This is a genomic window from Sulfitobacter sp. DSM 110093 (assembly GCF_022788715.1).
GTDB lineage: Bacteria > Pseudomonadota > Alphaproteobacteria > Rhodobacterales > Rhodobacteraceae > Sulfitobacter.
This window is the reverse complement of sequence record NZ_CP085167.1, coordinates 2,745,254-2,757,756: the sequence shown is the minus strand read 5'-3', so window position 1 is coordinate 2,757,756 and position 12,503 is coordinate 2,745,254. Positions and strand designations below refer to the sequence as shown.

The window sequence follows — 12,503 nt, the reverse complement described above, 5'->3', positions numbered from 1 at the left end:
TGGTTGGCCTGCATTCATCAACAACATTCGCCCTACAGGGCGAAGCATTATCAGTCAGCGCGCCGTGCTCACCGGCGTGAACAAGAAAGTCATGCTATGCAGAAACATAACTCTAGGCAAACCGATGTCGAACACCCGCATTCCGCCCTCCCTCATCTTTGGCAGGCAACCTTTAGTCCTCCGCCATTGGCCGATCCGGATGACCCTCACAAGATCGTACGTACACGTTTGAATAAGAAGGAAATTGGCAAATCCAGCGGGACCTGCCGGGTCGCGTTCTTGACGCGTATGCACCGCCGCGCTGTGATGCAGGAGTTTTGGTGCGCATCGTTTGAAGAAGCGCAGGTATATATCAATATCGCGGGCCATCCGGATGTTATCAATTTTAAAGAACAATTGACCAACGTTCCTTTCTGTAACTTAGACGGCAGGAAGACATTCACCCGGGTTGACGTCCATGTGCTGCTTCGTACTGGGGAAGAGGTGTTGGTCTCAGTCAAGTATGATGAAAAGGCGCGCAGAAGAACTTATTTGCAAGAGGTCGCGAACATCGCGGCCCAAACACCTGTCGAAGTCGCTGACAGGTTCACGGTGGCATCGCGCTATCTGTTTCATCCGACCCATCGCGCCTGCGTAGAGGCCATTCACAAGGCGCGCCGGGGCTGGGACCCGGTGGCCGACGATGCTGTACTCGAGCTCTCTCAGCATCTGGGGAAGTGGTTCCGCTTTCGTGACATCGTGGAGGCGTCTGACTTGGGACATCGCGCGCATCGGGCTGTAATTCGTCTCGTCGGTGATGGGGACCTACGCAAAGATCTCTTGGATCCGTTTGAGCCCGAAACCAAGCTCTGGAGGGCTGCCGCATGACCTACTTTTCGCAAATCAGCCCAAACGACCGCGTGACCTACGATGGATGCCCCGTGTCGAATTTCGCAGTCGATGTCGACAAGCATTCCAAGGAGATCAAACACTACCGCATGTCCGTCAAAACCCGTGAAGGTGATGTTGAAATTCGCACGTTCCGGCCGGAGGAAATCTGTCACCTGATTGATACCGAAATCCTGGTGGTCGAGCACGGTTACTACAGCCCTGCGCGCACGCGTGATCGCGATCTTTATGGTTCCCGCGAGCTGAATGGAGCGAACGCTCATCAGCGAGAACGTGTTGATCTTATCATGCAGCAATGTAGGCAGATGGAACGGTGCCGTGCCATGGGCATGCAGTTAACGCGCGACGGCGTTGAAGAATTTCGCTCGCTACTGATCCAGAGTTACGAAACTTATCAAGCGCGTAAGTTCTATGGAACGCAAAAGCCCAACGCTGCGCAACGTTTGAAACGCCTCCCTGCCAATAGCACCTTGCTGGACAGTTTTCTGAAATATAGGCGCGCCAATGGAAACCCGAACATCTTTCTGCCGACCGAGTCCGACCCGATTGAGCTGGATCTTCAGGCAAGTCTCGATTTCTGTTTCGTGATGGAACGGCTGGGGAAATATGCCACCAGCTATCCGTCATCTAAAAAGAAGGTCATCGACGATATGATCAAAGATGCGGAATTGGAAAATTCTTACCGTGTTTCGATCGGGAAACCTGAGATCAGTATCCTTTCCACGCGACAGTACGAGCGGTGGATTGACCTGTATCTCGATCCTTTCGAAGTCACGATGCAACGCGAGGGTTTGGCAGCTGCCATCAAGAAATTCGGATCTTTCGAACCGGGCCGGAAAGCAACTGCCATCGGCCAGATCGTCCAGTTTGATGCTTGGCGTGCGCATATGAAAGTGCTCGATTGCACGCGCGAAGAATACAACATGATGGGTGAAGATGATCGCAAAGACGTCAAATTCATTAGCCCCTGGATCACAACTGCCGAAGACTTGGCGACCCGGGCAATTGTCGGCGTCTCCTTCAGCCGGACCCCGAACCAAGAGGCGTCTCTGGAATGTCTGCGTATGATTTACAGGGACAAGACCTATCTCTTCCGCGAAATAGGACTCAAAAAATCGCACTGGAACTTCGTTTGCATGATGCAGGAAGGTAGCAATGATTCTGGTTCGGAATTCGGTGATGAACCCTTCGGCGGAGCGCAGTTTTCCAACGCCGTTCGCCTTCTGGCAAGCTCTCAGATGAATGGTGCGGCTGGTGTGTCCAATCTGCGCGGCGCCATGGAGCGTTTCTATTGGACCTGCGACCTGAAATGGGCGCGGTACTTGCCGGGCTATACGGCCCAGAATCCACAAGCGCGAAACGATCGAAAGTACCTCACCGAAACCTGCATCTGTTTCGATGAGTTCCAGACATTGTACCTGCTGTTCATCGCCGAGTACCATAAGTCTCCACATCGCGGGATCAACCGGCGGACGCCGTCCGCTATGTGGGAAGAGCTCTCAAATGGCGTCGACTATGATCCGACGCAAATGCCCTCTCCGGCACAGTTCCGCGAGGCCTGTGGTTATCACACCACGGCGAAAGTTACAGCTGAGGGCATTCGCTACGGTGGTGCGGTGTACACCAATGAGTTTATTCGCAACCAACGCAAAGCTCGCCTCGTCGATCGCATCGCTGCACCGGGCGAGAGCGTCGAGATCATGGTGGATCCCTACGATTTGGGTGGCATTTCGGTGCTCGCGAACGGCGACCTTATCTCGGTCCGCTGCCTCGACCCGAATATGGCAGGTAAGTCGCTGCGCGAATTCCAGGCGGAGCGGAAGCTTGAGCGCCTCAAAGCTGAGGCGGAGGCTTGTGAACAGGAAGGCGCGCGTCGCGAAGCACATGATCTGTGGCGCAACCTCGCAAACGCCATCATGCGCTCGTCCGACATCGGTATTTTCGGCTATACTCAGGCTGAAATTGAACGCGCTAAGACAGAACTGGAATTTGGTAAAGGGCAGCACGAAAAGCCGTTCGTCGGGCGCGATGAATACGTCGATCCACTGACAGAGGGTGGGTATAAGACTGGTCAGCCAGCGGAGTCTACAATTGATGAAGGCGAGGATCCTGACAGCATCGACAATGAACGCAAGACCAGCATGGACCGGTTTCGGTCCGGCGCGAGGAGCCGGAAGCACAATAAGAAACGGAACTGATCATGACCGCTGAGGCACACAGTGCTTCGGCGGACATATTTGAAGCGAATCGGGCCGAGCTGAATATTGCTTAATCCTATTGTGACCGTCAGCCGCCACCGTTTAACCGACCGCGCAGCGAACAATCTGAAAATAATCTCCATAATTAGGCCTTGCGAAAAAGTACTTAAAAAAGCGGTCACGCCTTTAACTGGCTGCCAGAGGCTATTTGCGAAAAATTCATGAAGTAATTTGTGCCCAGAAAATAGGTATTGACCTGCTCGGCCGGCCTCTGAATGTTTCCCTTATGTTCTATTCTGTCTCTGGCAGAAACAACATATTCGGTCACTCCGGTTCAGAAAGCACGATCCATGCCACGTATCAAATTTGTCGACGTCAGGTTCCCTGATCCCAACCTGCCTTCGGCCTACGACATCGAAGTCCGTTTAAAGAAGTTCCTGGACAGCTTCCGAGAACGGATTGGTAGCCCAAAATTTGACTACGCGCTGTCCGAAGCCGACCGGCTAAAAATCAAACGGAGATCGGCGGCATACCTCAGCGCCGTTTCACGCAACTCTGGCATGGACCACCTTGACCCGAAGGATCGTGCGCGACTCGAGGTGTTCCGAAATGGCGCACAAGTACAGCCAGTGGAAACCGAGCACCGCGCCGACGAAGTCGCCAGTTGTCTTCACAGGGAGATGCCGTGGATGGCTCCTGCAACAGAGCGTCTTTGGCACGACATGCGGGCTTCGGTCCGCAACGGCGATCCTGCCCCCTTTGTCCGGCCAATGCTCCTCGTCGGTCCGCCGGGGATCGGCAAGAGCCACTGGTCCCGCCTGCTGGGCGCGCAACTCTCCGTGCCGACGACAATCATAGAAGCCACGGGTGAGCCCGCCTCATTTGCTGTGACGGGGTCTCAGCGGGGCTGGGGATCGGCGGGCCCGGGAAAGGTTCTGGAAGGGATCATGGCTTCTCAGATTGCGAATCCTGTGGTCGTAGTCGACGAGATTGAGAAGGCGGGGCTATCGGTTTCTACGAAGGGGCAATCTTATGATTTGTCTCAAGGCCTATTGCCGCTCCTCGAGCGATTGACTGCACAAAGTTGGAGCTGTCCATACTACAGGGTGCAGTTCGACATGTCATGGATCACTTGGGTTTTGACAGCAAACAGCGTGAACGGACTGTCGGAGCCGTTTCTGAGCCGATGTCCACCCACCGAGCTGAGGGCTCTGACGCAAGAACACCAGATTGGATTTGCTGAGCGCGAAGGGGCGCGTCGAGTCCTTCCCCAAGATGCTATTGATGCGGTCAAGGACCTCATCCTGGCGATCGAACCGCCGCACAACGTCAGTCTGCGTTCGGTCATCCGAATGCTCGATGCCGTCGAACAGACGATGAACCGGCCTGTTTTGCACTGAGCAGATGTCGGCTGGGTTGAGGGGTATCTCGTCTCGCTGGTCTCTCTGTCTGTCCTTCAACCACACCATCAACCTTACTTTGGAGTTTCCCATGACCAATAAAGCCCTTTGGGCCCAAAAATTACGTTCCGCCATCAAAGCTGCTGATGCCGGACCTTCCGAAACCGACCTCGCCGGCGCACCAGTTCTGACATACTGGCGACCGCATGTATCCCGCCATGGCGCACCCATCCTGTGGGGGATCGCGTCCGGGCACCCAAGGCTGACCGGCGGCTGGATCACGACCTCGCAGCTTGTCGCGATGGACGTCACCCAAGGCTGGGCGCGCACGGCATCACGGTGGTATGCGCTGGGTCGTCCATTCGCCGACTATGAGAGGACCATAGCCAAGGATCTCGGGCTGGAAGAGGCGCCTTCCGGGTTCGTGCAGATGGACGTACCTGGGTATCGGCCGCTGAACGACTTGTCGTTGCTAGATGAACTTTTGGTGGCTTGGCGGGCACGTATGGCGCTCGACCATAAAGGGGAGGGCTGACATGTCCGATGAAGAAGGCCCCAAGTACTTCGATTTCGAGGAACGGCAGCGGCAGAAAGCGCGGTCACGTCAACGCGATGAAGAGAGGCTGGCGCGGGGGGAGATATCGCCCCGGGAACTCCAGGAGGAGAATATGCCATTTCGGAAGCTGCGACGCGACAAGGTAGCGATCTACCGAGACCGCAAAACCGGGGAGTTCAGACACATTTCTTTCGAGCGGAAACGTCGTCCGAAAGATGGCAGTGAGGATTGACGCCCCAGAAGAAGGCCTGCCGCCGCTCGACGTGTGACAGGCCTTCGGGCTCGTGGTGTAGCAGGTGCCAGTTCCACAGTGGCTTGTGTGCTACGGCAAGGGGCGGGGGGGGGGATAACCGCTCTTTGCGGGATTTCGTCGAACTTTGAATTTCTTAACAGGAGATTTCCCGATGTGGACATTAGGCGGAGCCAAACGTTGCCTTCGCAATTACTTTTCCCAAGCTCTCGCCCTCGCAGGGATTAGCTGCTTCCAATCCTATCATTTCTCAGGGACAATCAACACGTTCCAATGGGGATATTGAATTACGCATCCGGCGTTGCAATCCGGTAGAGTAGAAAGAACTGGACTGATAATTATAAAATAGGCCTCTCTGGCTCATCAGGTAAACTGCATTACTCTTTCGATAAACGCTGCGGCCCGAAATGCGCGCAGATCATCGAAGCTTTGTGCGACAACCTGCAATCCGACCGGTATGCCGTTGGCCGTTCTGCCGACCGGAACTGTTAAAACAGGCAATTGACCGAGCATGTTGAAGGCATAGGTCGTTACCCAATCGTAATCGCTGTTCAAATTAGCGCCGTTCACACTCATCAATTCCCAGGGCATTTGCTCGGCGCCGACGTCGTTGACAAGCGTCGTGGGGCATAGCAAAGCGTCATGCGTGCTCAGAATGGGTTCTAACCGGGAATAGAGGAGTCCGGCACAGTTCCGGCCTCGGGCCAGCGAAGAGAGATCGACGCGCTCAAGCTGATCTTTCTGCCAGAGCAGATAGGCAGACAGCTCTTCTGAACGGTTCGGAAAATACTGCGCGATGTCTGTGCCCAACATGATGGCAGCATGATTTTGGGCCGCTACACTTAGGTCTTCCGGCCACTCGACAGATGATTGGCTCAGAACGGCGCCGCAGGCCTGGAGCTGTTTCAGCGCTTTGTCCAAAACGGCCTGTATCTCCGAAGATGGCAATGTCTTCCCTAGATCGAAGCTGACGGCAAAGCGCGGCACTGGGGACTGCGGGAAAACGAGCGGAACCTCGACCATTTCGCGCAGACTGTGGATATCCTCTCCGTCGCATCCGGAGATGACATTGAGCAGCAGGGCGCAATCCCCGACCGTCTGCCCCATAGGCCCTACAACGCTGTAGACATCGTGGCCCTCGTCCGGGTCCGGCACCCGTCCATGTGGCGGCTTATAGCCGACAATACCGCACATCGCGGCCGGAACCCTTACAGACCCGGCGCTGTCCCCTCCGATGGCCAGCGTGCTGGTGCCCGAGGCAATGCTCGCCGCAGAGCCGCCGGACGACCCGCCTGGCGTGATCTCGGTGTTCCACGGGTTTCGCGTGACCCCCCAAGCCTTTGTCGCAGTGATCCAGCCCATTGCAAATTCCGACGTCGTGGTGCGAGCATGCAAAATGCCGCCGGCATCGCGAATGCGGCGCACTACGGGATGATCGCGGCCGGCTTGCCGCGCGTCGATCACCTTGCTGCCACGTGTTGTGCGGGCGCCGCGCTGATCGTAGACGTCCTTGATCGCCACGGTCAGCCCCTCGAGCGGTCTGATCTCCCCTCTGCCTGCATAGCGTGCCTCGGCATCCCGCGCCTGTAGGAGCGCCGCGTCGAAGAACGTTTCCGTAAACGCGTTGATCATGGGTTCGACTAGCTCCGCCTGCCGGATCTGTGCCTTAACAACCTCTACAGGCGACAGGTCCCTTGCCCGGTAAAGCCTGATCAGTTCCGTTGCCGGCAGCCGCCACAATTCGTCGCCGTGCAGCATGATCGCTAAGTTACTCATGAATGTCTTCCCCGGCTATGCAGCTCTGGCGTTCTTGATGCGAAGATGCCCGCTACCGCTGCGGATAAGTCGATCGATGATGATCGACAGGAATGAAATCCCGAGACCGGCGACGATCCCCTCTCCCGGCTGAACCTTCGAGATTGCAATCAGCGTGTCGTGTTCCAGCCCGCGGGTGCCCACCAGCGCCGTGATCACCAGCATTCCAAAGGCGAACATCACGGTCTGGTTCACGCCTAACAGAATGTCGGGCACTGCAAGTGGTAGCTGCACGTGGCACAACTTTTGCCACCGCGAACATCCGGACATCTCCGCGGCTTCGATGCTGGACCTCGCGACTCCTCTGATCCCTTCCTTGGTGTAGCGGATTCCGGGCGGCAGCGAATAGGCGACGATGGCGATCAGACCGGAGAACTCTCCTACGCTGAACAGCATAACGACCGGGATCAGATAGACGAAATTCGGCATCGTCTGCAGCGTGTCGATGACGGGCGTCACGCACTGGTCGGCCCAATTTGACAACCCGGCCAAGATGCCGACAGGTAAGGCAATGATCAGTGTCACGATCGTGGCAAGAAACACCAGATAGAACGAGGTCATCGCAGCGTCCCAATATCCCGTGACTACGATGAATCCCAGGAGCACGGCGCAGACCAGGGCCAGCCGCCAGCAGTTTAGAAGCCAGCCAAGCAGCGCTATCAAAGCGATAGCAGCCGACCATGGCGCCGCCAGCAGAAAATCCTTGGTCGGGCGCATCACGTAAAGGATCGTGGTGTCCCGGATCGTCTTGATCTCGGAGTAATACGTATCACTGATCCATAGGACCATGTCGTCCCAAAAACTGCCGGTGGAAACCGTCCACGCCCCAGGATATTCGCTGAGGAAGGGCGCGAAGGGCGCCAATGCGATCAGGATGGCTGTAATCAAAAGGCAAAGCAACCACGCCCTTAAGCGCAACCGGACCAATGCAACCGTCTGGACATGAGATGGGCGCTTTAGCGCGGCCGCCTTTGACAGCCGGTCCAGCAGCACCGCCATCAGCGTGATCGCGATCCCCGCCTCGACGGCCTCGCCGATACGTAGGGCCTTGAGCCCTTTGTAGACCTCGCCGCCAAGTCCGCCCGCGCCGATCACCGATGCGATGATCACCATGGCGAAGGTCAGCAAGATCACTTGGTTCAGGCCGATCAGCAGGTGCTGGCGCGCCGCCGGAAGCAATACGTTCCACATTTTCTGACGCGGCGTACAGCCGGCCATCGACCCGAAATCACCGATATTTTCCGGCACCCGCTGAAGCGCGATCGTCGTTACCCGGGCCATAGGCGGCATCGCGTAGATCACCGTGGCGATGATCGCCGCCACTGGGTTGAACCCGAACAGTAACAGCACCGGCACGAGGTAGGAAAATGTCGGGATGGTCTGCATCACGTCATAGACGGGCGTCAGGATGCGGTTGGCGGTTCTGCTCCGGTAACCCAGAATACCCAGCAGAACGCCGAGCATCAGACTGAACAGTACGGCAAAGATTACCGAAGACAGCGTCAACATTGCCGAGGTCCATAACCCGAAGATCAGAAAATACCCCAGTGTAAAACCCGTGAAGAAAGCAAGGCCCGGCCCGGCCAGCCGCCATGCGAAATACGTGAAGACAGCACAGACCGCAGGCCATGGGAGAGGCGGCAGTGTTTTCGCAGTACCATCGGTGCGATAAAACTCGAACCCCTCCGCCAGCGAGCCTCGCATGAGATCTACCGGAACCTCTAGCAAGCCCGCGAACATGCGGGAGACTTCTGAAAGCGTGATGCCAGCCAAGGCTAGGTCGTGGACCACATACTTGATCGCATCGGTTCCCCATGGCGCCAACTCCCAGACCATGCTTTCGGGATAATCTACGAGCCATGTCGGCAGATCAGCCATACTCAGAGCCGCGACAGCGAGTAGAACGATCAGGATCACAAAGCCTGCCCCAATCCGGCGCCGACCAAAGTATATGTTAAGACTCGCGATCATGTCACTTCGTCGTTCAGCAGCAGTTGAATCATTGTCTTGGCGTCAATCATTCCGACAAGCGCTCCGGTATCGTCGACCACCTCGGTTGGCTCCGTGGAATTCACCACCTGCGCCGCAACATCGCCGATAACATCGCACGCATGGACTCGATTTCCCGCTGCCACGCCGTTGGCGGGCGTCATCACCGAGCCTACCTTTATGACCTGCCGGCGCGGGATCTTCCGGGTAAATTTGGCTACGTAGTCGTCGGCCGGGCTGGTGATCAGCTCCTCCGGCGTGCCGATTTGTACGACCTTGCCGGAATGCATGATGGCAATGCGATCGGCCAGCCGCACCGCCTCTTCAAAATCATGTGTGACAAAGACGATAGATTTACGAAGCATACCCTGAATCCGTAGGAATTCGTTCTGCATCTCTGCCCGGATCAAGGGGTCAAGCGCCGAGAAAGGCTCGTCAAGAAACCAGATTTCAGGCTCCGTCATCAGGCTCCGGGCAATACCGACGCGCTGCTGCTGACCGCCCGACAACTCGTGCGGTAGATAGCTCTCACGTCCCGCCAGACCCACAAGCTCGACCAACTCCCTCGCCTTTCGGTGCCGTTCGGCACGCGGCACACCCTGCATGCGCAGTGGAAACGCCACATTGTCAAGCACTGTTAGATGCGGCAACAGCGCGAAATCCTGGAACACCATACTCACAGCATGGCGGCGCATCTCGATCAACCTCTGCGCGCTTGCGCGACCAAGTTCATACCCGGCGACTTCGAGCTCGCCCATCGTCAGCTCGACCAGCCCCGTCATGCATCGCAGCAAACTTGACTTGCCCGAGCCCGACAGCCCCATGATCACGAAAATCTCGTCCCGCCTCACCTCGAGGTTGACATCGCGCACGGCGGCGATGACGTCCATTTCCGCAAGCACCTCGTCGGTGATGGACCCGGCCCCGTCCCGCGCAAGCCCGCTTGCGGCATCGCCGTAAAGCTTCCATACGGCATTGCACCGGATAACGACGTTTTCCGAATTGTCCTTAATCATTGAACTCTGCAAGTCCTTCATGTGACCCCGCACCTCATCCTATACCGGTTCGAGGAAATCCGAACCTGTCTATCCCTTGCCGTGAACTCGCGCGAGCAGGCCGTGCGGATGTTAGACCGATGTTACTGCAGCCAGGCTTGCCAGATGGCCTCGTTTTCGTTCATCCACTGTTCGGTGACAGTTTCGATCGGTACGCCCTCGACGTCGACCTTGCGGTAGCCATCAGTCACTTGACTGTCTTCCAACTCAAACTTCTCGATGATCTCGGCGGCCTCCGGTTCGGCATCGATGAATTTCTTGTTGGCAAAGAGCCACAGCACGCCCGTTTCTACGTTGCAATCATAGGTCGCATCTGGGTTCGCCCCCCACGACGGGTCGTCGTGACACCCTTCTTGGTATTCCGGGAACTCGACGAACTCACCTTCGTCGCTCATGAAGTACCAGTGCGGTGTATAGCCCCACGCGACCACCGGCTCACCCCGGCGCGCGGCGGTCGAGACCGTGGCGACAAGTGCGGCGGCACTGCCCGATGCGATCGGCTCGACGTCGATGTCGAAGGCACGGGCCATTTCCTCGACCGGCATGACCCAGTCGGCCGGTCCTTCCACAAAACGCGCCTTGGGTGCAGTCTCGGCAGTGGCAAGCGCCTCGATACAGGCAGGTTCCGTGAGGGCTTTCCAGTTGGGCAGACCCGGGCAATTTTCCTTCAGTGACATCGGATACCACCAACCCTCTGCTGTGCGGATACCCGTCGATCCGGCGTTGATGGCCTTGCCGTTTTCGGTCGAGCCTTCGCAAAGCTCCATCGTCGACTGCCAGCAGACGGTGAAATGCAGGTCGCCGGTCTGAATGCCCGAGAAGCTCGCCGCATAATCTGCATCGACATACTCGATGTTGTACCCCGCCTTTTCCAATGTCGCGCCCAGAATGGTCGAGATCAGGTCGGTCGAGGTGTCGCTCACGATGGGAATGACCACCGGTTCCGTCCGGTCGGTGGCAAGCGCGGGCCCTGCGGTGGCAAGACATGCCGCTCCAGCCAGTGTCCGGATTGAAGTTTTCGTGAAAGTCATAAGTTTCTCCCTGCTGATTTGGCGTTGTTTGTCCGGTCACTGTGGCTGAGCCGTGCGACGTGAATGTTGCCGCACCACAGGCCGGGCCCGGCCTTCACGCATCACTATGCGCTAGACTGGGGCGAATCAAAGTCGTGCTCTGTAGTGGGAAAAGCTACATGTCGCGACAGTATGTCAGGATGTGAAAATATCCCAAGGCCGGCCTGTGAATACTTGGTCCTCGGGGTCGGAATCGTTACGGGTCGCTGCAAGGATATCCGACGGAATTGACGGATCATCGAGGCTGATCAAACCACATTTCCGGATCTCTGAGCGGACATCAACCCTAGGCCCCAGCGCCTCCCACACCACCCGGTAACATGCTATATCCCGCGACATCGCACTGCTGACCCCAAGGCTCAGTCCCGTCATAAGCGAGGCCTGATCCATCCTCGACGGGTAAAGGATCGAGGTCCACATCATCTGCCCGGACCGCTTTTCGCGCTCATGCACCATGATACGCTCACCGTTATGGAAGGCGATTCCGGTATAGAACAGAAGGTTCCGCGCCCGCCGCTTCGATGCCCCGTAATTCTCGATATTCCATATATAGACAAACCCCCGGTCGGCGAACATCCGCATCAGAGAACACTGCATCATTCCGGGAAACTCCACCTGCCGGAAATAGCATCTATAATAGCCGATATACTCTGCCATATCACGGCGCGCGTTCGGGTTTACCCTGTGCAATTTGGCGATGAAATTGCCGAACGGATCGATCTCGGGTCCACGAGGGCTGCGCAGAGAAATCAACGTGCTGAAATTTCCCTTTTCCATGAAAATCTCGTGCAATTCGACCCCGAAAAAGTCGCAGATATTCCTCAAGTTCCTGTGCGAGGGTCGGCTTTTTCCGTTCAGGTACCTATGAAACTGCTGTCGGTTGATCGACAGCTTCTCACACACTTCGGTGATCGAATGAGCGTAGCTGCAAAGCAGCCGAAGATTCTCTGGAAAGCTGTCTTCCACCATCTCGAGTGCTCCTAGACTGAAACCGGTGCCACTATGGGCGGCATGGCAAGCAGTGTCCATTCCGTGGCTACTTCCGCCACTGAAAGTATGCCACCGGTGCCGCATGCTGGATCATAAACCCGGCGGATGATCCCCGCACCCGAGATTGCCTCCTCATCGTTCGCCAGGAGAAGAACCACGATAAGACGGACAACTTAGCGCGGGGCAAAATGTTAACCGGCGGTCTTATTGGAGGTTTCCCAGAAATGGCGAATTAGTTCTTCGAAAAGACACCCCATCTCGAGATTGGAAACCTTGTCATGATGGATCTCCT

10 protein-coding genes are annotated in these 12,503 nt (G+C 56.7%); 5 read left to right on the top strand and 5 right to left on the bottom strand.

Annotated features, from left to right (window positions below):
• The first annotated feature begins 96 nt into the window (after positions 1-96).
• From DSM110093_RS13510 to DSM110093_RS13490, 5 genes are all read left to right on the top strand, one after another.
• On the top strand, positions 97-867 hold the full coding sequence (locus tag DSM110093_RS13510; RefSeq protein ID WP_243265573.1) for a hypothetical protein: 771 nt from the start codon (positions 97-99) through the stop codon (positions 865-867).
• Positions 864-3,086: a Mu transposase C-terminal domain-containing protein gene (locus tag DSM110093_RS13505; RefSeq protein WP_243265572.1), complete on the top strand. Its 2,223-nt coding sequence runs from the start codon at positions 864-866 to the stop codon at positions 3,084-3,086. Before DSM110093_RS13510 ends, DSM110093_RS13505 begins: the two co-directional genes overlap by 4 nt.
• Before the next feature lie 350 nt (positions 3,087-3,436).
• Positions 3,437-4,486, top strand: coding sequence for an AAA family ATPase (locus DSM110093_RS13500; protein ID WP_243265571.1), 1,050 nt, complete (start codon positions 3,437-3,439; stop codon positions 4,484-4,486).
• Positions 4,487-4,577: 91 nt separating this feature from the next.
• The gene (locus tag DSM110093_RS13495) at positions 4,578-5,021 is read left to right on the top strand and encodes a DUF6634 family protein (protein WP_243265570.1); all 444 of its coding nucleotides are present in this window, start codon (positions 4,578-4,580) and stop codon (positions 5,019-5,021) included.
• A 1-nt stretch (position 5,022) separates the two neighbouring features.
• Positions 5,023-5,274: a hypothetical protein gene (locus DSM110093_RS13490; protein WP_243265569.1), complete on the top strand. Its 252-nt coding sequence runs from the start codon at positions 5,023-5,025 to the stop codon at positions 5,272-5,274.
• A gap of 381 nt (positions 5,275-5,655) precedes the next feature.
• Here the strand turns inward: DSM110093_RS13490 and DSM110093_RS13485 are convergent, their stop codons facing one another.
• The 5 genes from DSM110093_RS13485 to DSM110093_RS13465 form a co-directional block, all read right to left on the bottom strand.
• The gene (locus DSM110093_RS13485) at positions 5,656-7,068 is read right to left on the bottom strand and encodes an amidase (protein ID WP_243265568.1); all 1,413 of its coding nucleotides are present in this window, start codon (positions 7,066-7,068) and stop codon (positions 5,656-5,658) included.
• Positions 7,069-7,083: 15 nt separating this feature from the next.
• The gene (locus DSM110093_RS13480; protein WP_243265567.1) at positions 7,084-8,985 is read right to left on the bottom strand and encodes an ABC transporter permease subunit; all 1,902 of its coding nucleotides are present in this window, start codon (positions 8,983-8,985) and stop codon (positions 7,084-7,086) included.
• Positions 8,986-9,074: 89 nt separating this feature from the next.
• On the bottom strand, positions 9,075-10,133 hold the full coding sequence (locus DSM110093_RS13475) for an ATP-binding cassette domain-containing protein (RefSeq protein ID WP_243265566.1): 1,059 nt from the start codon (positions 10,131-10,133) through the stop codon (positions 9,075-9,077).
• Between the two features lie 101 nt (positions 10,134-10,234).
• Entirely contained in the window at positions 10,235-11,182 is a 948-nt protein-coding gene (locus DSM110093_RS13470; RefSeq protein ID WP_243265565.1) for a glycine betaine ABC transporter substrate-binding protein, read from the bottom strand.
• Positions 11,183-11,356: 174 nt separating this feature from the next.
• A complete protein-coding gene (locus tag DSM110093_RS13465) occupies positions 11,357-12,250 on the bottom strand; it encodes a helix-turn-helix transcriptional regulator (protein ID WP_243265564.1) in 894 nt (297 codons plus the stop codon).
• Positions 12,251-12,503: the final 253 nt, after the last annotated feature.